The organism is Candidatus Nitrospira nitrificans, assembly GCF_001458775.1.
In the GTDB taxonomy this organism is placed as follows: Bacteria; Nitrospirota; Nitrospiria; order Nitrospirales; family Nitrospiraceae; genus Nitrospira_D; species Nitrospira_D nitrificans.
Genome location: NZ_CZPZ01000036.1, coordinates 18,571 through 43,422 on the forward strand (window position 1 = coordinate 18,571; position 24,852 = coordinate 43,422).

At 54.4% G+C, this 24,852-nt stretch carries 20 protein-coding genes; all 20 read left to right on the plus strand.

The window, feature by feature from the left end; all coding sequences use genetic code 11:
- Positions 1-14 precede the first annotated feature (14 nt).
- Entirely contained in the window at positions 15-1,877 is a 1,863-nt protein-coding gene (locus COMA2_RS18940; protein ID WP_245631112.1) for a cytochrome ubiquinol oxidase subunit I, read from the plus strand.
- Between the two features lie 16 nt (positions 1,878-1,893).
- Positions 1,894-2,547: a DUF3047 domain-containing protein gene (locus tag COMA2_RS18945; protein ID WP_175304732.1), complete on the plus strand. Its 654-nt coding sequence runs from the start codon at positions 1,894-1,896 to the stop codon at positions 2,545-2,547.
- A gap of 34 nt (positions 2,548-2,581) precedes the next feature.
- Entirely contained in the window at positions 2,582-2,944 is a 363-nt protein-coding gene (locus COMA2_RS18950) for a hypothetical protein (protein ID WP_090902239.1), read from the plus strand.
- Positions 2,945-2,968: 24 nt separating this feature from the next.
- The gene (locus COMA2_RS18955; protein ID WP_090902242.1) at positions 2,969-3,886 is read left to right on the plus strand and encodes a formylglycine-generating enzyme family protein; all 918 of its coding nucleotides are present in this window, start codon (positions 2,969-2,971) and stop codon (positions 3,884-3,886) included.
- Positions 3,887-3,892: 6 nt separating this feature from the next.
- On the plus strand, positions 3,893-4,792 hold the full coding sequence (locus COMA2_RS18960; RefSeq protein ID WP_090902246.1) for a formylglycine-generating enzyme family protein: 900 nt from the start codon (positions 3,893-3,895) through the stop codon (positions 4,790-4,792).
- A 311-nt stretch (positions 4,793-5,103) separates the two neighbouring features.
- Positions 5,104-5,358 (plus strand): hypothetical protein, encoded by a 255-nt coding sequence (locus tag COMA2_RS19930; RefSeq protein ID WP_139077513.1) that lies wholly within the window; start codon positions 5,104-5,106, stop codon positions 5,356-5,358.
- Positions 5,359-5,430: 72 nt separating this feature from the next.
- The gene (locus COMA2_RS18965; RefSeq protein WP_090902249.1) at positions 5,431-7,347 is read left to right on the plus strand and encodes a cytochrome ubiquinol oxidase subunit I; all 1,917 of its coding nucleotides are present in this window, start codon (positions 5,431-5,433) and stop codon (positions 7,345-7,347) included.
- 75 nt (positions 7,348-7,422) lie between these two features.
- A complete protein-coding gene (locus tag COMA2_RS18970) occupies positions 7,423-8,727 on the plus strand; it encodes a c-type cytochrome (RefSeq protein ID WP_090902251.1) in 1,305 nt (434 codons plus the stop codon).
- Between the two features lie 43 nt (positions 8,728-8,770).
- The gene (locus tag COMA2_RS18975) at positions 8,771-9,808 is read left to right on the plus strand and encodes a c-type cytochrome (RefSeq protein WP_090902254.1); all 1,038 of its coding nucleotides are present in this window, start codon (positions 8,771-8,773) and stop codon (positions 9,806-9,808) included.
- A gap of 55 nt (positions 9,809-9,863) precedes the next feature.
- The gene (locus tag COMA2_RS18980; RefSeq protein ID WP_090902257.1) at positions 9,864-11,636 is read left to right on the plus strand and encodes a c-type cytochrome; all 1,773 of its coding nucleotides are present in this window, start codon (positions 9,864-9,866) and stop codon (positions 11,634-11,636) included.
- 87 nt (positions 11,637-11,723) lie between these two features.
- Entirely contained in the window at positions 11,724-12,341 is a 618-nt protein-coding gene (mobA, locus tag COMA2_RS18985) for a molybdenum cofactor guanylyltransferase (RefSeq protein WP_139077515.1), read from the plus strand.
- A 308-nt stretch (positions 12,342-12,649) separates the two neighbouring features.
- Positions 12,650-13,375, plus strand: coding sequence for a glycosyltransferase family 9 protein (locus tag COMA2_RS21450; protein WP_407919024.1), 726 nt, complete (start codon positions 12,650-12,652; stop codon positions 13,373-13,375).
- An 81-nt stretch (positions 13,376-13,456) separates the two neighbouring features.
- On the plus strand, positions 13,457-15,181 hold the full coding sequence (argS, locus tag COMA2_RS18995; protein WP_090902265.1) for an arginine--tRNA ligase: 1,725 nt from the start codon (positions 13,457-13,459) through the stop codon (positions 15,179-15,181).
- 20 nt (positions 15,182-15,201) lie between these two features.
- The gene (gene tgt, locus COMA2_RS19000) at positions 15,202-16,377 is read left to right on the plus strand and encodes a tRNA guanosine(34) transglycosylase Tgt (RefSeq protein ID WP_217490835.1); all 1,176 of its coding nucleotides are present in this window, start codon (positions 15,202-15,204) and stop codon (positions 16,375-16,377) included.
- A gap of 9 nt (positions 16,378-16,386) precedes the next feature.
- On the plus strand, positions 16,387-16,779 hold the full coding sequence (yajC, locus tag COMA2_RS19005) for a preprotein translocase subunit YajC (protein ID WP_245631113.1): 393 nt from the start codon (positions 16,387-16,389) through the stop codon (positions 16,777-16,779).
- A gap of 29 nt (positions 16,780-16,808) precedes the next feature.
- Positions 16,809-18,446 carry a protein translocase subunit SecD gene (gene secD / locus COMA2_RS19010; RefSeq protein WP_090902268.1) on the plus strand — a complete coding sequence of 546 codons (1,638 nt, stop codon included), beginning with the start codon at positions 16,809-16,811 and terminating at the stop codon, positions 18,444-18,446.
- A gap of 62 nt (positions 18,447-18,508) precedes the next feature.
- The gene (secF, locus tag COMA2_RS19015; protein ID WP_090902619.1) at positions 18,509-19,426 is read left to right on the plus strand and encodes a protein translocase subunit SecF; all 918 of its coding nucleotides are present in this window, start codon (positions 18,509-18,511) and stop codon (positions 19,424-19,426) included.
- A gap of 203 nt (positions 19,427-19,629) precedes the next feature.
- On the plus strand, positions 19,630-22,809 hold the full coding sequence (locus tag COMA2_RS19020; protein WP_090902271.1) for a PAS domain S-box protein: 3,180 nt from the start codon (positions 19,630-19,632) through the stop codon (positions 22,807-22,809).
- Positions 22,806-24,251, plus strand: coding sequence for a sigma-54-dependent transcriptional regulator (locus COMA2_RS19025; protein WP_090902274.1), 1,446 nt, complete (start codon positions 22,806-22,808; stop codon positions 24,249-24,251). The genes COMA2_RS19020 and COMA2_RS19025 overlap by 4 nt, the downstream gene beginning before the upstream one ends.
- A 105-nt stretch (positions 24,252-24,356) precedes the next feature.
- A complete protein-coding gene (locus COMA2_RS19030; protein WP_090902277.1) occupies positions 24,357-24,764 on the plus strand; it encodes a hypothetical protein in 408 nt (135 codons plus the stop codon).
- Positions 24,765-24,852 lie beyond the last annotated feature (88 nt).

Below are 24,852 nucleotides of genomic sequence, written 5' to 3' on the forward strand. Positions count from 1 at the left end.
TGGGCCGAGGATGCATGATGATGACACGTTCTGCGATCAGCGTTATAGCCTGCGTGGTGATGGTAGCCGTCGCCATCGGATGCGCGTGGAATGGACCCGATCTGTCGTTTGCGGAATCATCGACGGATGTGTACTTCGGCACGGAAGGGACTCCGCAGGGTCCGGCGGCTCCCGCTCCTCACGAAACGGTCTATCCGCGAGTCGGTTCGTTAGACAGTCGGTTGCTGGTGTGGTTCGTGACACAGCAACATACCTATTTCGGAGGATTCGTTCTCGCCCTGCCCTTGTTTTGCGCGTTGCTCGAGTTCCTTGGGTTGATCACCAAGAAGCCGGCCCTCGCCCTTCGCTATGATGGTCTGGCGCGGGATCTCGCCAAGGTGGCGGTTTTGGCTCTGTCGGTGACGTCGCTCATCGGCAGCCTGATGCTGACGATGTTCATCACGCTCTATCCCAGTTTCATGAAGTATATGGGCGGCACGTTCAAAGGGTTCATGCCCGCCTACGCGGCTGTGTTTGTGGGAGAATCGCTGCTCCTGATCGTCTATTACTATGGGTGGAATCGGATGACGGATCGGGGCATGAAGTGGATCCACGCCGCGATCGGGATTCTGACCAACATCGTGGGAACCGTCTTATTGATGATGGCGAATGCCTGGTCTGCCTTCATGATGTCACCCGCCGGGGTGGATGCACAGGGGCGGTTCTTGGGAAATGCCTGGCATCTGCTTCATTCCGCGCTCTGGAACCCTCTGAATGTCCATCGCTTTCTGGCGGACATCATGTCCGGTGGAGCGGTGGTATTGGCCTATGCCTGTTACCGGTTCTTTACCAGCAAGACCGACGAAGAGCGAGCCTATTTCGATTGGGTCGGTTATGTTTTCCTGTTTGTCACAGTCTGTGCGCTGATCCCCATGCCGATTGCCGGCTATTGGCTGATGAAATCGGTGTTCGTATTTCGCCAGACCATGGGTGTCACCATGATGGGTGGATTGCTGACATGGTTGTTTGTGGTTCAGGCGCTCTTGATCGGCGTCCTGTTTCTAGGGATCAACTATTATCTGTGGCAGAGCATGGCACGGATCAAAGGGGGCGAGCGCTATCAGCCCTATTACCAGCTCTTGCTGGGCGTGTTGATGCTGGCGCTCTTCGTCTGGCTGACCCCTCACACGTTGCTCACATCTGCCAGTGAAGTCAAGGCGATGGGCGGCGCTCAGCATCCCGTGATCGGCAACTACGGAGTCATGTCGGCCAAGAACGGAGCGGTCAACATCCTGATCCTCGTCACCGCTCTCAGTTTTCTGTACTACCGTCGAGCGAATCGAACCATGACGATCTCGTGGGTCAAGACCGGGAATATGATTCTCGCCATTCTCTATATCATCGGGGCGCTGAATATCGCCTGGTTATCGATCTATGGGTTTTATTTGCCGGCGAAGGTTCGTGTCGGCCTTTCTGCGCCCCAGGCCTTCACGACGTTCACGGTGATCGTCATCAGTGTGGTGGTGAACCGGCTCATGCTTCGAGGGGCGGTGGTGCATGGCCCGATTCAGTGGGGGAAAATTCCGTTGCGCGGCATGGTGGGATTGTTTGGGTTGGCGGCGTCCTTCAGCTGGGTGATGGGGTTGATGGGGTACATTCGTTCATCGGGACGGTTGTCATGGCACATCAGTGAATTGATGGCCGACGTCTCGCCCTGGGCCTTCACCCCAGACCTTCAATATGCGACGAAAATGGTGACGCTGAACATGGTGGTATTTTGGGCAGCCGTCCTCGTATTGTTCTGGATGTGTGAGCGGGGGCAGCAGCCCGTGATGGGAGAGGAATTTCCGGAGGAACAGGTGCCGTTGCTTTCGCCGGTTCCGTCGCAAGAAACCTAAAAAGGGAATGATGCCTATGGAGTGCCGATCGCCCAAGTATATGACGGTGGTTCTCTGCCTTTTGATCGGCGTTTGTATGTGGCGGACTCCTCCGACGGCTCAAGGCCAGACACTGGTGCTGGAAGATTTTCAAGCGAAGGAAGCGGACGGGTTCCCTTCTCTGTGGGATCACGAAAATCAGCGGAGTCAATCGAAAGGCCGTGACGCCTATAAAGTGCGATCAGAGAATGGCGCGAATTTTCTGTCGGCGAAAGATGCCGGACAGCGCATCAAGAAAAAGAAAATTGATTGGGATCCCAAGGCCTATCCTATTCTGACCTGGCGGTGGCGTCTCAATAAGGCAACGACTGGAAACGAGCCACTGGCCGCAGTCTATGCGTCACTCGATACCGATCTCCTCTTTATTCCGGTGTTCACGAAATATGTGTGGAGCGAGTCGAAACCGGACGGCACCGTGACGGAAGGGGGCATGTTCAGCGGCTCCGAGATCGTCGTCCAGACTGGAACAAAAGAGATTGGGCAATGGTTTGAGGAGCGGGTGAACGTGTACGAGGATTTCAAGCGGATTCATAAACATGAGCCGGCGGAGAAGGCCTGGGGGATCTCCATCATCGCGGCGCCGGGAGTTGAAATCGATTTCGGCCCGTTGATTGCCGCTCCGGCTAAGTAAGGGGCTGCTTCTCGATCTATGAAAGACCGGGGTGATGGCGAAAAGGAAAGTATTTGATATTGCGCTTGGGGTAGTCGTGATGGGTACCGTCGGGACTCTGATCGGTATGACCATGGGCGGCGGGCTGATGCCGGTCGCCATCGCTATTGGAATTGTCCTTGGTGCCGTGATCGGCTTTCTCGGCGGCCGCCGATTTCTCGTCAGTATCCTTATCGGGACGGTGTTGGGCGGAGTCTTGGCCTGGGTGATGGCCGGTGTCGAGCGGATCTGGGTCGGCGCCGGAGCAGGAGCTGCGATGGGTGGATTTCTCGGTGTCCAGATTTCAATGCTGCTCGACATGCGTGCCGCGAAGAAGGCGGCGTCGGAACAAGCTGAAACTTCGCCATCCTATCGGTAGATATTTTCGATTAAAGAGGTGCTCGTGGAAAACAAGGGTGTCTTAGTCGGGTCCATCATCTTTGTGTTTGCATCGTTCTTTCTCATGATCGGCCTGCTGACCTATGAGTCTTACAAGGCAAAGCAGATGAAACAGCTTGCCGCATCCGTGAGGTCGGAAGTCCGACCGACGGTGAGCAGCCTACCGGCTCAGGATTACTCGATGTACAAGACAAAAATCGGAGATGAAGGTCGGGAAATGGTGCAGATTCCCGAGGGGCCTTTTACCATGGGAAGCAATGAAGGGGATCCGGATGAGGCTCCTGAGCATCAGGTCTATCTAAAGGGATTCTACCTCGACCGAAAAGAAGTCACGCAGGAAGAATATATGCGGTTCGCGAAAATGACTAAGCGAGCGATGCCGAGAATCGAGGTGTTCGACGACGATCAGTCGAAGATTTTAAAACCTGAATTTGCGGCCATGAGTGTCTCTTGGGACGAAGCGGCAGCCTACTGTAAGTGGGCCGGGAAGCGCCTTCCAACGGAAGCGGAGTGGGAAAAGGCCGGTCGTGGCGAGAGCAAGAGGAAATATCCGTGGGGAAATAAATTTGTCACGAACGCCGCCAATGTCGACGGCAATGAGGACGGGTATAAATATCTGGCGCCGCCTGGATCGTTTGAGGCGGGACGAAGTCCCTATGGCCTCTATGACATGACGGGCAACGTGGCGGAATGGGTTGAGGACTCCTACAGCGAGCACTATTACAAGAAATCTCCATTTCGCGACCCTAAGGGACCGGAGAGCGCCGATCTCAAAGTCGTGCGCGGCGGCTCATGGCGGGAAACCGAACATCATGCGAGGCTGTCCAAGCGATTTGCGGCCAAGCATTGGCGGACAGACGTGACGATCGGCATTCGCTGTGCAAATGACCTGGATCAAGCCGGTAGTGCTCCTGAGTCTTAGGTCGATATGCTGGAAACCAAGTTCAAAGTTGTTTTCTTGCTCGTCTTGCTGGCTTGTGCTGCGATGCCGATTATCGCGATTTTACGAGGAACCACCGTAACGCCGTACGAAAAGCCTGTGCCTGGAACCGGCGCCGAAGTTGAGGCGGTGGCAGATCGCGATCCTGGAGAGGAACCTATTCCGGATGAGATGGTGACGATTCCGGCGGGGCCATTCGTTCGTGGCACAGAGAGCGGGGGATTCGACGAGCGGCCGCAGCGAACCATCCACTTGGATACGTTTTCTATCGATCGGTACGAAGTGACGAATCATCACTATCAGCAGTTTGTCCTGGCAACAGGCCATCGGAAGCCCGGGCTGCCCGCGCGTTACGCCAAGAGCGGTGGAAAGCTGAAAGGAACAAATCAGCCGGTCGTATATGTATCGTGGGATGATGCGAAGGAGTACTGCCGCTGGAAGGGGAAGCGACTTCCGACGGAAGCGGAATGGGAAAAGGCGATGCGGGGCAACGACGGAAGACTCTGGCCGTGGGGGAACAAAGAGCAGACCAATGGCGCCAACTGGGCCCGAGTACAGGACGGGTATGAGGTATCTGCGCCGGTGGGAAGTTTCCAGGAGGATATGAGTCCTTACGGAGTGATGGATGGAGCGGGTAACGCCATTGAGTGGGTGGACGATTGGTATGATGAAACATACTACAATCGCTCGCCGGAACAGAACCCACCAAGTCCTGAGTATGGCACCTATCGGGTGCTCCGCGGTGGAGGTTATACGACGACCGGAGGTGATGTTCGAATTACCAGTCGAAGCAAGATGATGCCGGATTTTCGAGATGAGATGATCGGGTTTCGCTGCGCAGTGTCGAAGGCAGAAATGAAACAAGAGAGGGAGAAAAAAGCAGGATGAATTTACAGGAAATCAAAGTAGTAGAGGATCAAAAACACGGCCAAAATGATGTTGACAACCATTCCGACCAAAACTATAATGTCAAACACTTTTGAGTTTTTCGTCACGGTTTCTCCTGTTTTTTTGTACGCGAGCGACGAAATTTTGATAACACAGGGTCTTGTGCCTGTCAAGTAATGCGCCAATTCTGATTTTCCATCAAAAACTATCTTAATCGGGAGTACGGTAACAATGGCAACGGCGACCCCTGACAGCGAAATTAAAGTAAAAATCGGGAAGATGATTTTCTACATCACCTGTGCTGTTGGACTATGGTTTTTCTACTGGTTTGCCGGTATCCAGTGCCCCTGTTGAGTGAAGGCCTTCGTGGTTCAGGGGCTTGTCAGCACAGTTTCATCAACGGCTGGACTTGGTCGGCAGAGGAGAAAGAAAAAATGAGTGCGCTGAATAATCCTGTTGTCGCGGTAATTGTCTCTCTTATTATCACGGTTGGCTACTTTGTCTTTGTCGATCACTACCTTATGGATATGCAGGGGCTGGATTTCTGGTACCTCTTCCGGAATTAGGCCCGCAAAAAGTGGTCTGACATTATCAAGTCATTTGTAAATTTTAACGTGAGTGTATCAAGGAGGTAATCCATGGGCCTTTTAGCCGGCAAGCGCGTCTTATCCATTATGGCGCTCTGCATGATGGTGGGCCTCCTTCTGCTTCCGATCGTCGTAGCTCTGCCTTCACTGGCAATCGGTGAAGATGCTCCTGCCGGCGATGCGGCCAAGAAGGATGGCGACAAAGTTGAAAAGGGTCGAGATGTCTATTACAAGACCGAAGGCATTGTCGTGGGTGCTCCCGCCCCTAAAACGGTGGATGGTCCCAGGGACTATCCGCGATACAACTTCGAAAGCCGTGTATTACTCTGGTTTGCCAACCAGCAGCATCTTTATTACGGCAGCTTCGTGTTGGCTGTGCCGATCTTCTGCATGATTATTGAGTTCATGGGTGTCGTGACGAAGGATAAGGCGCTCGCCAAGCGTTACGATCAGTTGGCCTATGACTTTATTAAGATCAGCCTGACGGCCTACTCTCTCACCGCTATTCTCGGCGGTATTCTGATCTTTACCTTTCTAACCTTGTACCCGGCATTTTTCTCCTATCTGTCAGGTATTTTCCGTCCTGTCATGCACATCTACGCATTGATGTTTGTGGCTGAGAGCGGGACTCTCTACATCTACTATTACGGCTGGGACAAGATGAGAGAGGGGTTCTTAAAATGGATTCATTTGAGCATGTCGGTGATCCTAAACATCATTGGGACGCTGCTCATGTTCCTCGCAAATTCCTGGATCGGTTTCATGATGTCACCGGCCGGCGTTGATGAGCAGGGTAGATACCTGGGAAACATCTGGCACGTGATCCACACTGCTTTATGGAACCCTCTCAACCTGCATCGAATCCTTGGCAATATGGCCTTCGGAGGTGGCGTTGTTGCCGCCTACGCCGCCTACAAGTTTTTGGCGGCAAAAACAGAAGAAGATCGCGCTCATTACGATTGGATGGGCTACATCGCTATGGCGCTCGGTGTGGCATTCTTGATCCCGCTGCCATTTGCAGGATATTGGCTCATGCGGGAAGTGTATGCCTATCGTCAGCAGATGGGGATCACGCTGATGGGTGGACTCCTTGCTTGGCTGTTTATCATCCAGGCCACGATGATCGGCATTCTTTTCTTAAGCACCAACTATTATCTCTGGCAGGCGATGGGTCGCATGCGCGGCGCTGAAAAGTATCAACGATACATCAAGTATCTTGTATTTCTGCTCGCTTGCGGCTTCCTGGTTTTTATCACCCCCCACACGATGGTCATGTCACCGGCTGAACTGAAGGCCATGGGAGGTCAGCAGCACCCGGTCTTGGGTAACTACGGAGTCATGTCAGCGAAAAACGGTGGGATCAACGTCATTATTACGACCACCGTGTTGAGTTTCGTTTGGTACATGAGGGGGAATAAAGTCTCAACCGTATCGTGGGCGAAGTTCGGTAATATATTTATGGGTGTATTTTTCGCCTGCGCCTACTTTAATATTATTTTCCTTGCCGTATATGGGTATTACATTCCGGCAAACGTCCGCGTCGGTTTGTCTGTTCCTCAGGTCGCGACAACCTTATCATGCCTATTCTTCATGTTTGCCCTCAATAGCGTCATGATGAAGGGGGCCAAACAATTAGGACCGATTGAGTGGGGAAAGATTTCAGCCCGCTCTCAGTATGCGCTCATTATGTTGGCAACTGCATTTACCTGGATGATGGGTTTGATGGGCTATATTCGCTCCTCGGTCCGTCTATTCTGGCATGTGAACGAAATCATGCGCGATAATTCACCCTGGGCCTACACGCATACGGTTGGATTTGCGGCCAACATGATTTCATTCAACGTATTGTTTTTCTGGATCACGATTCTGTTTGTTTTCTGGCTTGGCAGCTTGACTGCGAAGAAGGTACCAGTGGAATCCAAAGCGGGAGTCCCTGGTAGCGTCCCGCAACCGGCTGTCAGTCATTAATTGACGTTGGTTATTGTTGGTCGGCTCAATGGTGGAGGCTCAGTCCACACGTTGTAGCTGTAGGAGGTCAAGACCTTGAGTAATTTAATTGCAGAGGCACTCTCCATGGGCTGGATGGCGTTGGCTATCCTGGTCGGGCTATTAGTTTATTTTCAGGTATCTATCAGCGACCCTGCAGCAAAGAAGCGCGCGGTTTTCAAAACATTCATCGGTATTGTTGCGACGTTTTTGCTGTTTGTGGCCATCGCGAACTATGCAAATAATTTCTACGGGGAAAATCGGCTTTTGCCGGTGTCTCTGGTGATGATCACTGTAACCACGTTTATGATGGCACTGTACTTCACCAATCTTAGCGCGCTGCTGAAGATAGGTGGGATGATGTTCTTTGTCGCCGCGTTTCTGTCTGGCTATGGAAACTGGCTTCCGCAAGTCGAAGGTGGCTTCCCGCCTGTAGAGGAAAAGAAGACCTGGGATTCGATGACCCCGCAGCAACTGGCTGATGAAGGTGAGAAGATTATCTTTGGAGGCGTCGGAAAAAATAAGGAGCAAGGTGCGATCGGTAAGGGGCAATGTCCCCTCTGTCATGCGTTTCATGCCGGCATGCTGGGCGAACGAGCACCAAACCTCGCAGGACTTCCAGGACGAGGGAATGAGCGATTGGGGGACCCTAAGTATTCTAAGGGTAATCCATCCAAGCGTGAATATGAAGTCAAGGAAGCCTTTCCAGGTTCAGGGACAGCAGAAAATGCGCAAGAGTACATTGCGGAATCGCACGCTTGTCCTAGTTGCTATGTCGTGAGTGGGTATGGGGTGAAGGGAACGAATGACAAGCAGAGCCCGATGCCGGCGATTCATAAGCCACCCATCTCGCTTAGCCTTCCAGAGCTTGCAGCTGTGGATACTTGGATGTATCTACGCGAGGGAATAGACGCTCCCTCGTTCGAAGAGATCGTGAAGTCGTACGAGAAGTTTATCCCGGAAGCTGATCGTCCCAAGCAGGCTGACGAAAAGCCTGCGGGGGCCACATCTCTAATGGCTGATGGATCGGAGCCGGTGGATCAAATTTTCGCTAAGGGTCAATGTATTTCCTGTCATACGATCCCCGGGATCCCGGGAGCTGTGGGAACTATTGGACCGAAGTTGGAAGAGGGAACAACGGCAGCGCAGCGTATCAAGGATCCGACCTACAAGGGAACAGCCAAATCACCCACTGAATACATTATGGAGTCTATCGTGGACCCCAGTGCTTTTGTGGTGAAGCCGTTCCCTGATAACACCATGCCCAAAGTCTTTGGACAAAAGCTAAGTGCTGGTGCGTTAAAAAAGATTGTCGATTATTTGTCGCAGGTGAAAACGGGAGCGCCGCCGCCTAAAATTTAATCGACCCGTTGCCTGTCATACGGAGAGTAAAGGGAGTTTGCCGATGAAAGCATTGATGTCACTCGGTGCCTTGATTGGAGTAGCGGGGCTTCTCCTTCTGGGAGGGATGATTTTCGACATTGTTCCGTCAACAACCGTACGCTTGGTCGAAGGCTATATGCCTATGCAAATGCTTTTTGAGATTGCCTGCTTCGTCGCCGGATTTGCAGGACTGAGCTACATGATGAGCGCTATAGGTGCGCCATTTCCTCGTTTTTGGCAGGGAATCGGGTTTTGGGTATTCGTCCTGCTTTATCTGAAATACCGTGTCTATCCACCGATTCCCTTCAGCGTCCGCGCAATGTATGGCACTGTGTCGCTCGTCGCAGTGTTCATGTGGGTTTCTGCCAATGAAGAAGATTGGCAGAAATTCAAACAGCCCATCATGAACGTGCTTGATGCGAAGACGGGTGGGAATAGGCTCCTACGGTATCTTTATCTCGTGCTCCTGCCGATCCTCATCGGTGGATTTTCCTTTAACGCCATGATGCCGAAATCCGAAGAGCCGATCGAGTTACGAACGGTTCATCCGGCACCACCGGCAAGTACAAAAGTCCATGGTAAAACCTATACCTTGCAGACTTCGCAGAATCCTTATCGCGTGAATCCTGAAGGGAAATACGATCAGGAGTTCACGAACGCCAATATCGTTGAGCAGGGTATGGGGCGGTTGATGAAGCCCAATGCCAACCCCTGGGACGATAAAAATCAGGGCTACCTCAAGTACGTGCGAGAGGGTGGTGAGATATTCTTTCAGAACTGTCATTTCTGCCATGGCGATAATTTGAATGGTCGAGGGCTCCACGCCTTTGCCTTTAATCCAATCCCGGCCAATTTTACCGATCCAGGCACAATTGCCCAGCTACAAGAAACCTTTATCTTCTGGCGGGTTGCGAAGGGCGGAATTGGGCTACCTAACGAAGGGTTCCCCTGGGCATCAGTCATGCCCCCCTGGGAGCAACACCTGACGGTGGATGAAATTTGGAAAGTCGTTTTGTTTGAATATTGGCACACCGGCTACTATCCACGAACGTGGGATTAGTCGCCCTATTTCTTAGAATGCCAAACCAGACATAATGAAGATTATGAGGCCAAACATGATGGACAGTATGACTCAGAAGGCCGGGATCATCGCGGCTGCTGCCTTCGGAGTGGTTTTAGTGCTTAGCGCGGGGTATTCGTCTGTTTCAGCTCAAGGGCTTCCCGAAGGCTTTAAAAAGGGCGATCTCGCGCCTGAGCCGTCGGCAGAAATGATTGAAGCAGGGAAACGAGTCTATTTTACCAAGTGCGTGTGGTGTCATGGAGTGGATGGCGCCGGTGATGGGCCGGGAGCCGATCGTCTATGGCCACGCCCTCGGAACTTCAATCAAGGGACGTTTAAAATTCGCCATACTGCAAGCGGCGAGCTCCCGCTCTTCGATGCCAAGAAGCCCATCCCTGGACAAAACGATCTCTTCGAAACGGTAACGCATGGGCTCCCCGGTTCTGCGATGCCTCCGTGGGAAGGTATCCTGAGTGAAGAACAGCGCCAACAAGTCCTCTCTTTTGTTACTACTCAACTGGTCAAGGATCGAAAATTTACCGACAAGCAGTCCGAGACGCAGACGATTTTACAGCTGGCGGATCTTAAACCTAAACCCGCAACTGACGAGAGTAAGAAGCGGGGCGGTGAATTGATCGTAGAGAAAAAGTGTGTCGAATGTCATGGGATGGAAGGGCGTGGCGATGGAAACGCCTTTAATCTAAAGGATGACTGGGGTTTCTCAATCCAGCCGGCCAATTGGCACAAGTGCTGGAACTTCCGCGGTAGCCGGCAGGACCCCTATAACGTCAGCAACATCTTTAGAACTTTTTCGACGGGTGTGAACGGCACTCCAATGCCTTCGTTCGCAGATAACACGAGCGTCGATGAACGGTGGGATATCGCCAACTTTGTCAGTTCGCTGTGTGAACGAGATACGCTGGGGAATCCACTGCCCATTGATCCATTAACGGATAAGCCGAAAATCAACTTTGTCGTCCCCTCTGACCTCGTTGAGGGGGAAATTCCGGCTGACATCGAACATGAAGCCTGGCAAAAGGCTTCAAAACGGTATGTGGCAATGGGTGGGCAGATCACCCATAAGCCAAGAAACTTTGTGAATCGAATCGACGATATCTGGGTTCGATCGCTCTACAATGATAAGTACATTGTCTATCTTTTGGAATGGGATGACCGAACGAAAAGTATAGCTGAAGGCAAGCTTCCGTGGGCTCCCACTCAGGTGAATATCGATGTTAAAGAGCAGGACCCCAAGACCGGCGAGGAGGGGTCGATCGCCGCGAAGCAAAATAATTACACGGTCTACAACGATGCAATTGCCATTGAGACAGCGGTGAAGTGGAAAGAGTTACCGGCTCCGATCAAGCCGCGCTATTTATTCGGGACGAATGAGCAATTCCCCGTTGATATCGTCAAGTGGGAAGCAGACGGTTCCCTCCGTGCGTTCAAAGGCACGGGATGGGATAAGGATTTCGAAGAACGGGATAACTACGAAGAGGCCATGAAGCTCTTAAAGAGCGAATGGAAGAATGGTCGTTGGTATGTCATGATTCAGCGACCCGTAGGAAATAAGAAAGACCAGGATTACGACGAGGATACGTTTTTTGAAGTGGGTCAATATATTCCCACTGTCTTCTTTGCATGGGATGGGCACAATGGAGATGCAGGCCGAAAGATGGCTGTCTCCGCGTTTTTCTACACATTCATGAACCCGCCTGTTCCTCAGGAAACATACATCTATCCGGTTGTTATCGCTGTCGGTGTCGTACTGCTGGAGGGTTGGATTCTGACCCGTCGCGCAAACAGGAAAAAGGGAAAGACACTGTAGTCCTCATACGACGCGCTTCAGCGCAGTAGGAAGATAGAGGGGGTGGGGAAACCTACCCCCTCTTTTTTTTAAACTGGGTAGGTGCTTATGATCACCGATGTGACGGGTGTCCTGTTGGCTGGCGGAAAAAGTAAGAGGATGGGAGAAGACAAGCGATTCGTCCTTGTCGGCCAGCAGACTCTCTTTGACCGGAGCTGTGCGGTTCTCCGTGAACTGTTTTCTCAGGTATGCGTCGTCATCGCTCAAGATAGTCCGTCTCTGCAAGCGGACGTGTCGGTGGTCCGTGATCTTATACCGGACTATGGAAGCCTTGGTGGTTTGTATACGGGGCTTCGACTGGCCAAGACTCAGCATATCTTCCTTGCGGCCTGTGACATGCCGTTTCTCAATTCGGATGTCATACGGCATATGGTTCAACTGAAAGATCCGGCTGATATTGTCATCAGCCGGTGGGCGACTCGTCTCCAGCCGACCCATGCGGTCTACAGCCGAAACTGCCTTCCGGTTATCGAAGAAATGATGACCCTCCATAATCGGAAGATTCACAGTATGGTTGAGCACCCTGCCCTTCGCGTATGGCTGGTGCCTGAAGCGGAGATCAGACAAATCGACCAGGATGGGCATTCCCTGTTCAACATCAATACGCCGCCCGATTTAGAACAGGCTCGATCAGTGTGTGATGCTGATACGCGGCCTGGGTCGTAGTGTGTAAGGATGACAGGTTGAAGCGGACCGTCCTTATCATCCATCCCGGTGCACTTGGGGATGTTCTACTGGCTGTCCCGGCGATAAAGAATCTGAGTGTGAAGTTCCCCCAGCATGAAATTGTGCTCATAGCTTCTACTGCCGTGAGTCGGCTCCTCTTGGAGTGTGGGGTGATTAGCGATAGCCTTCCATTGGAAGGGCAAGTATGCCTAAGGCTGTTTTCAGGGACCGTAGCGATCTCCAGGGAACTGTATTCCTGCGTGAGCCGTTGTGATTTCGCTGTGGCCTGGATGGAAGATAAAGAAGATATGCTTGGTTCTTTCTTCCAGGAGTTTGGTGTGGCGAGGGTTCAGATTCAGTCGCCATTCTCCACGGGATTACGTGCAAGGCACCAGAGTGACCGTTTTCTTGAAACGGTGGGTGAGGCGGAGGGAGACCTTGTGTCGGAAAGAACGATAGAGGTTCCCCCGCATCTTTTGGAACGAGGGAAGGGCTATCTTGACGCCCTGAGGATTCCCTTCGAGCAATCGTTGGTCCTTGTGCACCCAGGGAGTGGAAGCGTTCATAAGCGACTTGAGCCCAGAAGGATGGCCTCGCTGATTGAACGGTTGTGGGAGACGGGGATATATCCCCTCATCTTGGAGGGTCCGGCTGATCAGGATGCCGTAGCCCATACTCTGCACTTTCTCAGCAGGCCACCCCTTGTGCTCAGAGATCTTGATCTGTCTCAGTTGGCAGGAGTATTTCCACAGGTCGCCTTATATATCGGTCATGATTCGGGTGTGACTCACTTGTCTGCTCTATTGGGTGTGCCGACAATCGCCTTATTTGGTCCCACGGACCACGATCGCTGGGCACCTCATGGTCATCATGTGACGACCCTTCGAGGTTCTCCCTGTATCTGTGAATCCTGGACTACCGTTAAAATGTGTGAGGAGAAGCCCTGCCTTCAAGTGCCGATCGAAAAGATTCTAATAGTATCGGGACTTGCGATACGGAGAGTGTGTCGCGCAAACCCTCGTTATTCCACGTGAACCGCCTTGTCTCTTTCTGATCCCATGTGATAGATTAGCGAGCTAATTTCCTTTTTTTGGTAATGACTTAGAGGAATTATTGTGTCTCAAGGATTTGTGCAAGAGAGGGTGACAACGGCCCTCCTTGGCGCCCTCAACGGCGCGAGGGAAAAGGGGCAGTTGAAGACGACGGCTTGGCCCACGCTGAGTCTTGATGCCCCCAAACGGCCGGAGTGGGGCGACCTTGCTTCCACGGTCGCTATGTCATTAGCCTCCTCTGAGCACAAGGCGCCTCATGATATAGCCCAGATCATTGTAGAAAATATTCCTCAGCGAGAGCAGCTGTTTGAGCGTGTCGAAATCGTTCGTCCCGGTTTCTTGAATTTGACGGTTAAACCGGCTCTCTGGCAGGAGGTGCTTCGTGAAATCGAGTCGCACGGGGCTCATTATGGCCGGACAGCGGTCGGAGCCGGCCGTCGCGTGTTGGTTGAATATGTGAGCGCGAATCCGACCGGGCCGTTGCATGTCGGCCATGGCAGGGGGGCGGCGGTCGGGCAGGCAGTCGTCCGGCTACTCGATGCGATCGGATACGATGCCGTGGGCGAGTACTATATCAACGACGCAGGCCGACAGATGAAATTATTGGGCGCGTCCGTATATGCGCGCTACCAAGAGTTGTCAGGCCACACGGTTGAGTTTCCCGAGGATGGCTATCATGGGTCGTATATCACCTCTGTGGCGCGGCAGCTCAAGGAGCAACTCGATCCCATAGCTGGCGAACTGACTCCCGCCGATCTTGAGACTCGCTGCCGATCCTTTGCCTATCAGAAACTGCTGGGACTTATCCGTGCCGATCTTATGTCTTTTGGGATCGAGATCCAATCCTGGTTCAGCGAAACGTCGCTTCTAGAGTCCAAAGCTATCGAGGTGGCTCTGGAGGAATTGAAAACCCGCGATCTCCTGTTCCAACAGGACGGGGCATGGTGGTTTCGGGCGTCCATGTATGGCGACGAAAAAGACCGTGTCGTCAAGAAACAGGACGGTGAGTATACGTACTTGGCTTCCGATATCGCCTACCATCACGACAAGCTGAGGCGTGGCTACGATCTGCTGGTCGATGTCTTCGGTGCCGACCACCATGGGTATATCCCGCGCATGCAAGCCGTCATGCAGGCCTATGGGCATCCCAAAGATCGTCTCCATGTCGTGCTGGTCCAGTTGGTGAAGTTATTGCGGGACGGAGTCGAAGTGAAGATGTCCAAGCGGACCGGGGAATTCATCACGATGCGGGAAGTCCTCGATGAGGTCGGAGCGGACGCCGCGAAGTTCTATTTTCTCATGCGCGACTCCAACACGCATTTGGAGTTCGATCTGGAGTTGGCAAAGCAACGGTCCGCCGACAATCCGGTGTACTACGTTCAATATGCCCACGCGAGAATCTGCAGCCTGTGGCGTGTCGCGTCCGCCAGAGGGATTGCCCGTCCATCTGCGGAGGGGACGGACCTGACGGTGTTGGCGGATCCCGATGAATTGGGGTTGATGAAGAAACTGTCCTCGTACCCTGAGGTCGTTCAGGCGAGCGCGCTGGCTTTTGAACCGCACCGTGTGACCTATTACCTTCAACAGTTGGCGGCGCTTCTCCATACGTTTTATAACAAACATCGGGTGTTGCCTCCGGAGCCGGATCACGAGAACAAGGAGTCAGTCCCTGCTGAAGCGCTCATGCCCAACCGGACTGCCGCGCGACTGGTTTTGATGAGCGCGGTCCAACAGGTTCTTCGAAATGGGCTCAATGTGCTCGGTATCTCCGCTCCGGAGCACATGTAACGGGTCAGACCCCGCAGAAGATGATGCAGTACCACGTTCAACAATCCGATCAGCACTCCAAGGGCCGCATCGGTCTGCTCACGACCGGTCATGCAGAGGTTCGAACGCCGGCGTTCATGCCGGTCGGCTCGTTGGGCCCTGTCAAGGGGCTCGAACCGGAGGACCTGCAACGCCTCGGATTTGGACTCATCCTCAACAATGCATATCACCTGTACCTGCGTCCTGGTCACAAGATCGTGGCCGACATGGGGGGGCTTCATGCCTTCACCGGCTGGCCGGGAGCGATCCTCACCGACAGCGGGGGATTTCAGATTTTCAGTTTAGCCAAGTTGTGCGAGATCACCGACGAGGGCGTCACGTTTCAATCGCACATCGATGGGTCGACGCATTTCCTGACGCCGGAAAAGGCGATGGAAATCGAAGAGGCGTTGGGCGCCGATATCATCATGGCGCTCGATCAGTGTGTGGCCTTGCCTGCCGATCGAGAGACCATCCAGGATGGTGTGCGCCGAACGAAGCTGTGGGCTGAGCGCTGTCAGGCCAGCAGGCGACGAACGGACCAGGCCTTGTTCGGCATTGTTCAGGGTGGATTGGAACCGGACTTGCGCGTAGCCTCGGCAAGGGAGCTTGTGCGATTGGGGTTCGAGGGCTACGCCATCGGCGGGTTGTCGGTCGGAGAAGGTAAATCCGACATGTATGCGATGCTCGATGTGACGGTTCCTGAGTTGCCGGAAAACAAGCCCCGGTATCTTATGGGGGTCGGACATCCGGAAGATCTGCTTGAAGGGGTGGCTCGGGGTGTCGATCTTTTCGATTGCGTCGTCCCCTCGCGCCATGGCAGAACAGGCTCTCTCTTTACCTCCGCCGGTCGGGTCGTCATCAAACAAGCACGGTATGCCGAGGACGAACGACCGATCGATCCTGATTGCGCGTGTCCGGTATGCCGGCGATACTCACGGGCTTATTTGCACCACTTGTTTATGGTCAAGGAAATGCTGGGAGCGCGGCTCAACACGATTCATAACTTATGGTATTTCTCTGAATTGATGCGCCGAATACGAGAGGCGTTGACAGAGGGAACCTTTCCCGAATTTCGGGAAACATTTTATCGGAACTCCAACCGCCAGGCGGTGATGGCCGGTCTAGCGGCGTGTGAAGAACCGTGTGGAGATTTGCATGGGAACGGTCATATATAGAAGAAGGGGATGAGCTCGATGTTGATGGAATCGATTGCCTGGGCTGAGGGGACGAGCGGCGGCGCATCCGCCAGTGGAGGGGCGAGCGGGATATTATCGTTGCTCCCCTTCCTCTTGATCTTTGTCATTTTTTATTTTCTTCTGATCCGGCCTCAACAGAAGAAGCAAAAGCAGCAGCAGGCCCTGTTGGATGCCTTGAAGAAGGGCGACAAAGTGATCACGACGTCAGGAATCTGGGGCACCATCACCAACATCGGGAAAGAAACGGTGACGTTGCAGATCGCCGATAATACCAAGGTCAAAATGCAGCGCGAGAATGTTGCGCGCGTGCGCGGCGAAGAGGAAGATAAGGACAAAGACAAGGATAAAGATAAGGATAAAGATAAGGACAAGGACGCATAGTTCAAACGGGATAAGGGGTCACGGACGACATGAAAAAGGTAAGTGGGCGGCTCTGGTTATTAACCCTGGTCATCTTGGTATCGGTGGTGGCCTTTCTCCCGTCCTATCAGCCGGTGTATCAAGCCTTGCCTGGCTGGGTGAAGGGAGTTCTCCCCAACAAGGGAATTACGTTGGGGCTGGATTTGCAGGGCGGCATCCATATGGTCCTGGAGGTGGACGAGGACCGTGCCGTGGAGATCGCGGTCGATCGTTCCGTCACCGCGCTGCAGGATCTCTTGACCGAGAAGAAGCTCGCGGTCGACTCGGTCAAGCGAACCGGGCATGATCAGATCGCGGTCCAGCTGCAGAATGCCGAGACGAAGGCCTCCGCCCAGAAACTGATCGATAATTTTCCGATTTTCGTCGAGAAGGAATCGGCGGGGTCGGCGAACGGCATGGTGTGGGAGCTTCGTGAGCCGGAAACCAAGCGCATCAAGGATTCCGCCATCAACCAGGCGTTGGAAACCATCCGGAACCGCATCGATCAGTTCGGCGTCGCGGAGCCGATCGTTCAGCGCCAAGGGTTGAAGCAAATCGTCGTGCAGCTGCCTGGTGTCAAGGATCCGAAACGCGCCAAGGATCTGATCAAGGAGACGGCGCTGCTCGAATTCAAAATGTTGGACGAAGACATCCACCTTGACCTGCCTGCGCGCGTGACGAAAGACAAAGAAGCCGAGGTGGTCCAGCAGTTTGCCGGAAAACTCCCGGAGAGCGACCAGATTTTATTCGAGCGAATGGTCGACAAGGACACGGGTGTCGAGTTTCGCATGCCCTATGTCGTCAAGAAGCGGGTCATGTTGACCGGTGATGTGCTGAGTGATGCCCGTGTCGCCATCGGTCAATTCAACGATTCGTATGTGTCCATCACGTTCGACTCCAAGGGAGGGCAGGAATTCGAGCGGATTACGGGGGAGAACGTCAAGAAACGCATGGCCGTGGTCCTCGATAACACCATCTACTCGGCGCCGGTCATTCAGGAACGTATTTCAGGGGGGCGCGCGCAGATTACGGGGACGTTCACCACGCAGGAAGCCAATGATTTGGCGATTGTTCTACGGGCCGGCGCGCTCCCGGCGCCGTTGAAGATCGTGCAGGATCTGACGGTCGGCCCGTCTCTCGGTCAAGATTCTATTGATAAGGGGATCAGGGCGACGCTCATCGCCGGGGCGATGGTGGTGATCTTCATGATCGTCTATTACCGTCTGTCCGGACTGATCGCGGATTTTGCCTTAGTGCTGAATTTGGTGTGTCTGATGGGCGCGCTGTCCGCCGTGACCGCCACGTTGACCCTGCCGGGAATCGCCGGCATTGTGCTGACGATCGGAATGGGCGTCGACTCGAATGTCTTGATCTTTGAGCGGATTCGCGAAGAGCTGCGTGGCGGAAAGGCGCCACGATCCGCCATCGATGCGGGTTACGACAAAGCGCTGTTGACGATTATCGATTCGCACGTGACGACGCTGATCACCGGAGTCGCCCTGTTTCTCTTTGGGACCGGGCCTATCAAGGGCTTTGCCGTGACGCTGTGCCTGGGGATCGCCATCAACCTCTTCACGGCATTGGTCGGGACAAAAGTCATTTTTGATCTGTTGTATCATCGACGAAAAGTCGAGGCGTTGAGCATCTGACCATGAAGCCATCAGCGATGACTCTTCAGGAAGAGGCTCAGGGTTATCACAAGGGAGTGCGCATGTTAGAGATTCTTGGGAAGACCAACATTGACTTCATGGGCAAGCGCACGTTCGCGTTTCTCTTTTCCGGCGTGATGGTTTTGCTCGGGCTCATCGCCCTGGTCCAGATTGCGCGCGGCGCCGCCAATCTCGGCATCGACTTTGCCGGGGGAACGGCCGTCCAGCTCAAGTTCGAGCAGCCGGTCCGGATTGATGAGGCCCGCAAGGCGTTGGAGGCCAACGGCATGAGCAATGTGGAGCTGCAGGAGTTCGGACAAGATAACAAGCTCCTCATTCGGGTGAAGGCGTCCACGACGATCGAAGAGAAGGTCGCGGAACGTGTGGTGGGAATCTTCGCCAAAGATTTTCCCGCCAACAAGTTCGTCATCGACTCCACCACCGAGATCGGGCCGACTATCGGGAAGAAGCTTCAAGAAGATGCGCTCGTCGCGATCGTCGTCTCATTTGTGGGCATTATCTTGTACATTGCGGCCCGATTTGAGCTTCGGTTCGGCGTAGCCGCCGCATTGGCGACATTTCACGACGTCTTGGCCGTGGTCGGGGCCTTCTATATCCTCGACAAGGAAATTACCCTGCTGATCGTCACCGCGCTCTTGACGTTGGCCGGCTATTCCTTGACCGACACGGTGGTGGTGTTCGATCGGATCAGAGAGAATCTCAAGTCGCGCCGTCGGGAAAGCGAAGAAGGGACGATCAACACCGCCGTCAATCAGGTGTTGAGCCGCACGATCGTCACCAGTTTGACGGTCGTCATTGTCCTCATTCCCCTGGCCGCGGCCGGTGGAGAAGTTCTGCACGATTTCTCACTGGCCCTGCTCTGGGGCGTGATTTTCGGCACCTATTCCTCGATCTTCGTGGCCAGCCCACTACTGCTCTTGTGGCCGGGAGCGTCGGGTCGCCTCTTGAAACGCAGCTGAGCGAATGATGGGATAGAACGGCGTCGCTCGTGAAGCGCGACGGCCAACTGTTTCGAGTTTCATGTTTGAGGTTTCAAGTTTTGGTTTCCGTACGACTGGAAACTTGGAACTCATGATCGAAAAGACGAGATACGCTCGCCTCGCAGACTTGTCGACGCGGGCTTCACCCTTCACAGGATCCGCATTCTTGGCAGAGCATCCTTATGGCACTCTGGAGCCGGTCTTCTAGTCTCCAGCAGAAGATCATCGCAGCGATTGTGATGGTCGGTCTCCTGCCGCTGACCCTTCTGCTCGCCCTCATCTATATCGAAGAGCGACGCGCCTTGCGGGAGTCGACGGGGGCGAATTTCAAGGAAGTGGCTGTCGAAGCCGCCCGTCGGATCGAAATGCAGGTCACTCGAGGCATAAACGAAGCCCAACAACTTGCGACCGCCCCCTTCCTGCGCACTGCCGTCTCGGAAGCCAACCGAACGTACGAGGGCAAAGACGCTCAGCGCATTTCGGAAATCATCAAGGATTGGCAACAACGGTGGAGGCAGCGCGACAAGCGAAGCGAATTTCCCCTCTTCGTCAACCGGATCGTGACCAACTACTTGATTCGATGGCATGAGATTCGAAAGTCGGACTATGTCGGCATTTTAGTCACCGACGCACAGGGAGCCCTGGTCGTCAGTTCGATTCCCCAAGTGGAGTATTCCTATGCCAAGACCGCTTGGTGGCAGGCTGTGGTACAAGGCGGCAGTCACCAGCCTTACGTGAGCGAAATTGCCTTCGATCCGGCATTCGGAACCCACGTCGTCGTCGTGGCCGCGCCGATCCTGGACGATCAACGTCGGACCGTGATCGGAACCGTGACGATTCTGCTTCGGCGTGACACGTTATTTCAGTCCATCGCCGAGGGTTCGTTCGGCATGACGGGCCATGCCATGCTGTTCGCCTCGGACGGGACCGTCGTGATTTGCCCTGTCCTTGCGCCCGAAGCCCACTCGATCGATGCCGAATTGGTCGGCACGCTGGGGGCGTTGAAACCAGGATGGGCGGAGGCCGCCGACGATTCGCACGGAAATAAGGGCGCGCTGATCGGATTTGCGCCGGTGCGGTTTGCCGATCAGCTCGCGGCGGGCAGTATCGGCGGGAAACGCTGGATTACGGTGGCGCGCCAAGATCCATCGGAAATCTTTGCCCCGCTGGGTGAGTTGATGGCCAAAGTCTTGTTATTCGGCATGATCGTGCTGGTCGTGCTTTCAGGAATCGGCATGATCGTAGCCCGCCGAATCGCCCGGCCGATTCAGGTATTGCATGACGGCGTGCAACAGATCGGGAGTGGGCGATTGGAGCAGCGGTTGGAGATCGCGACGGGGGACGAAATCGAAGGGCTGGCTCAGGCCTTCAATCAGATGGCGAGCAATCTGCAACGTTCATTCGGGCAGATTGAACAGCGAATGGCGGATGTGCGGCGGGTGGAGGAGAAATATCGGGATCTGATCGAACATGCTCCGGAAATGATCTGTCAACTCGATCGGGGAGGTCGGCTTGTTCACGTCAATAAGACCGGCCTCGACAAACTGGGGTATACCCCCGACGAGATGTTGGGCATGAAACTCTGGGATTGTGTCCATGGCGGGCAGGAATCGCACGTATTGCACTTTCTGGAACGGCTCGTGTCGCACGGGCAAAGCTCGATGGAAACCGTGCTGGTGGCCAAAGACGGCCGGTTGATGGATGTGGAGGTTCATGGGACGGCCCTGTTCGATCAAGAGCGAGGCGGACTGATTCACTCGCGCGCCTTCGTCCGAGATGTGACGGCACAGCGTCGGTTGGAGCAGGAGATTCAGCGGTACACCGTTGGATTGGAGCAGGTGGTGTCGGAGCGGACGCAGCAGCTGACGATATCGCAAGCCCGCTACAAGGCGTTGTTCGATTTCGTGGCTGACTCTGTGTTCATGGTGAGCGCGACGGGGTTCGTCGTGGCCGTCAATGAACGGGAACAACAAGTACTGGGCTATGCCGAATCGGAGATCGTGGGGAAGAACGTTCTCGATATCGTGCCGGACGCCCACCACCGAGCCTTCACCGGCTGGTTGCGTGATGTCAGCACGGAACAACGGCAGGTCGCCACTCAGGAAATGACCGTGTACCATGCCGATCGCCATGAGATCCCGGTGGAAATGGACTTGATTCGAGTGAGCGGGACCGAGCAATTGCTGGTCATGGTGCAGCTTCGTGATATTACCGATCGGAAAAAGCTCGAGCGCCAACTGCACTCATACCGAGAAGATCTCGAGTTGAAAGTCAAAGAGCGCACGAGAGAAATCGAAGAGACCAAGCAGTACTTGGAAAATTTGCTCGAGAATGCCAACGACGTCATTTATACGCTCGATCTGGATCAGCAGTTCACCTATGTCAACAGCAAGATCAATGCCTGGGGATATCGCAAAGATGATTTGATCGGCCGGCCCTACCTCTCGCTTCTGTCACGGCGCCATCGGGGACGGCGACTCAAGAACACGTTGGATATCGGCGCGAAGCAGGTGTACGAGGTTGAAGTCGTGACTCGGTCGGGTGAAGTGCGCGCCGTCATGGTCAGTGTTTCTCCCCTTCAAGGGGCCGACGGGGAGATCCTTGGGGTGCTCGGCATCGCGCGCGATATGACGGAGACCAAGAAGCTGGAGCGCCAGATTCGTCATGCGGAAAAACTGGCCTCCATCGGTCAACTGGCGGCGGGCGTGGCGCATGAAATCAACAATCCTCTCGGAGGGATTCTCAATTGTCTCTACAACCTTCGAAAGGGGACCCCCTCGCCGGCGCGTCAAGAGGAATATTGGGCCTCGATGGAACATGGCGTCCGACGTGTTCAGAAGATCGTTCGGCAATTGCTCGATTTTTCACAGCAGCACGAACCGGCATTCAGTCCGGCCGATATCAATCGCATCGTCGACCAGGTGTTGGGGCTGACCACCCATCTCTTTATGCCCAATCGGATTCGTTTGGAAACATTCCCGACCTATGACGTGCCTCCTGTGATGGTCGATCGGCATATGATCGAACAAGTCTTGATGAATTTGATCTTGAACGCCGTGCAGGCCATGAAAAACGGCGGCGTGCTGACGATCAGGACTTCCGTGGCGGAGGGTATCTGCCGGGTCGACGTGACGGATACGGGGTCCGGCATCCCCGCATCAGTCCTCCCACGGGTCTTTGATCCCTTCTTCACGACCAAAGGGGAAGGGGAGGGAACGGGACTGGGTCTCTCGGTCAACCTGGGCATCGTGGAACGTCATGGCGGAAAAATTTTGGTCGAGAGTGAAGTCGGAAAAGGAACGACGTTCACCCTGTGCCTGCCCGTCTCACGAGAACGTTCTTTTGCGGAGAAGGAAGCATGAAAGGGTTGACGGTTCTGTTGGTGGACGATGAGCCCTTGATGCGTCTTTCCATGATGGATGCATTGGAGGCCGTCGGTTGCGAGGTGCAGGCGGCGGCGACCGGCACGGAAGGGATCGAAGCGATTCGAGCGAAGACCTATGATGTGGTGATCACCGACCTTCGGTTGCCGGGTATCGATGGACTGACCGTGCTTCAGGCGGCCAAAAGCAAGGAGTCCCAGACCGAGGTGCTGATGATTACGGCACATGGATCGGTCGAAACGGCTGTTGAAGCCATGAAACTGGGGGCGTTCGATTATATTACGAAGCCATTCCAGATGGATGAGTTGCTGCTGATCATCGAGCGAGTCAGCGGCATGATCGCGCTCCGGCGGGAGAATCAGGATCTCAAACACCAGCTCGAAGATAAGTTCTGCTTCAACGGCATTTTGGGGGCGAACAGTCAGATGCGCGCCGTGCTGGACAAGATCAAGCTCGTGGCTGAGACCGATTCCACCGTTCTGATCGTCGGAGAGAGCGGAACAGGCAAGGAACTTGTCGCCAACGCGCTGCATCAGAATAGCCCGCGGAAAGGATATCCGTTGATCAAAGTCAGTTGCGCCGCGTTGCCGGAGCTGCTGCTGGAAGCGGAACTCTTCGGCCACGAGAAAGGCGCGTTTACGGGTGCCTTGCGCCAGCGCCTGGGGCGATTCGAAATGGCGCATCGAGGGACGTTGTTCCTCGATGAAATCGGCGAAATTTCGCCCGTCGTGCAGGTGAAACTCTTGCGCGTCCTGCAGGAGCGTACCTTCGAGCGGGTCGGGAGCAATGAGCCGATCGAAACGGATGTTCGACTCGTCTGCGCCACACAGAAAGACTTGCGCAAAGAGGTGGCGCAGGGCCGGTTCCGCGAAGACCTCTTCTACCGGCTCAACGTCGTCCCGATCGTTGTTCCGCCGCTTCGACAACGCCAAGAAGACATCATGGTCATCGCCGAACATGTGCTGGACCGATGTGCGTGTAAACTGAACAAACAGCTGAGGGGATTTTCTCAACACGCGCGTGAATTGTTGCTCCGCTATTCGTATCCGGGGAACGTGCGGGAGTTGGAAAACATGGTCGAGCGGGCGGTGGCGCTCGGGCGGGATCGGGACGCGGTCCAACCGGCCGATCTGTGCGGATTTCAATCCTGCCCCTATCTGGGGGGCGTTCCACAGGAATCCTGCGGTTTCTGCAGTGAAGGTTTGACCGGAGGGAAAAAGAAGAAAGATACGACCCTGACCTCGCTGGCTGCTGCGCGGGAAGGCTTTGAGAAAGACTATATCGTCTCCGTGTTGGAGCGTGTCGAGGGAAGTCGCACGACCGCATCGAAGATCTTGGGATTGTCCCGAAAGGCTCTTTGGGAAAAGTGCAAACGCTACGGTATTCCGTCCGCGCAGAGCAACAGCGACGATGAAGGCTGATGCGTCGTTCTCTACCAGTCAGAGTCCGAGTCATTGTAAGATCCGGAGGGGACGCATCGTCGGAGGATGTGTTACGGGTAACTTACGAGGGAAGGAATCTAGACCATGAATCTTGGGTGCCGGGCCATCACTATCTTGTTGGGCCTGTTGTTATTCGCGGGAATGGCGTGTGCCGCAGAGCCGGCTGAAGTGGAAAAGTTCGTCAATGCCCGAATCGAGATCGGGGAGATGATGACGAACTACTTCAAAGGTGGTGCGGGCTATGGTGAAGGACAGCGCCCCTCACAAGAACACATGCAAAAAATGGGTGCGGATATCAATGCCAAGCTCACGGCGCTCCTGGCGAAACACGATCTGACCCTCGACGAATATCGCGCACGCAGCTCTGACGTGTTTGCGGATGACGCGGCGGTCAAGCGCTATCTCGGCGAGCATCCGGACCTCAAGCAACGGTACGAGGCTCTCCCGCTCGATCGGATGGGGCGTGGTGGGAGCACGGGGCGGGGGTATTAGATCCCCGGTTAGAGATTGCGGAAACTCGCTTGATACCGACAGCATCGCTGACAGTGGCAAGACCAGAATAACTTCAGTTTCCTGAAGA

Excerpts from the sequence above, each read along its gene's own strand:
- COMA2_RS18940 (WP_245631112.1), top strand. The coding sequence starts at position 15 with ATGATGATGACACGTTCTGCGATCAGCGTTATAGCCTGCGTGGTGATG.
- COMA2_RS18945 (WP_175304732.1), top strand. The coding sequence starts at position 1,894 with ATGGAGTGCCGATCGCCCAAGTATATGACGGTGGTTCTCTGCCTTTTG.
- COMA2_RS18950 (WP_090902239.1), top strand. The coding sequence starts at position 2,582 with ATGGCGAAAAGGAAAGTATTTGATATTGCGCTTGGGGTAGTCGTGATG.
- COMA2_RS18960 (WP_090902246.1), top strand. The coding sequence starts at position 3,893 with ATGCTGGAAACCAAGTTCAAAGTTGTTTTCTTGCTCGTCTTGCTGGCT.
- COMA2_RS19930 (WP_139077513.1), top strand. The coding sequence starts at position 5,104 with ATGGTTTTTCTACTGGTTTGCCGGTATCCAGTGCCCCTGTTGAGTGAA.
- COMA2_RS18965 (WP_090902249.1), top strand. The coding sequence starts at position 5,431 with ATGGGCCTTTTAGCCGGCAAGCGCGTCTTATCCATTATGGCGCTCTGC.
- COMA2_RS18975 (WP_090902254.1), top strand. The coding sequence starts at position 8,771 with ATGAAAGCATTGATGTCACTCGGTGCCTTGATTGGAGTAGCGGGGCTT.
- COMA2_RS18980 (WP_090902257.1), top strand. The coding sequence starts at position 9,864 with ATGATGGACAGTATGACTCAGAAGGCCGGGATCATCGCGGCTGCTGCC.
- mobA (WP_139077515.1), top strand. The coding sequence starts at position 11,724 with ATGATCACCGATGTGACGGGTGTCCTGTTGGCTGGCGGAAAAAGTAAG.
- COMA2_RS21450 (WP_407919024.1), top strand. The coding sequence starts at position 12,650 with ATGCTTGGTTCTTTCTTCCAGGAGTTTGGTGTGGCGAGGGTTCAGATT.
- tgt (WP_217490835.1), top strand. The coding sequence starts at position 15,202 with ATGATGCAGTACCACGTTCAACAATCCGATCAGCACTCCAAGGGCCGC.
- yajC (WP_245631113.1), top strand. The coding sequence starts at position 16,387 with ATGAGCTCGATGTTGATGGAATCGATTGCCTGGGCTGAGGGGACGAGC.
- secD (WP_090902268.1), top strand. The coding sequence starts at position 16,809 with ATGAAAAAGGTAAGTGGGCGGCTCTGGTTATTAACCCTGGTCATCTTG.
- secF (WP_090902619.1), top strand. The coding sequence starts at position 18,509 with ATGTTAGAGATTCTTGGGAAGACCAACATTGACTTCATGGGCAAGCGC.
- COMA2_RS19020 (WP_090902271.1), top strand. The coding sequence starts at position 19,630 with ATGGCACTCTGGAGCCGGTCTTCTAGTCTCCAGCAGAAGATCATCGCA.
- COMA2_RS19025 (WP_090902274.1), top strand. The coding sequence starts at position 22,806 with ATGAAAGGGTTGACGGTTCTGTTGGTGGACGATGAGCCCTTGATGCGT.
- COMA2_RS19030 (WP_090902277.1), top strand. The coding sequence starts at position 24,357 with ATGAATCTTGGGTGCCGGGCCATCACTATCTTGTTGGGCCTGTTGTTA.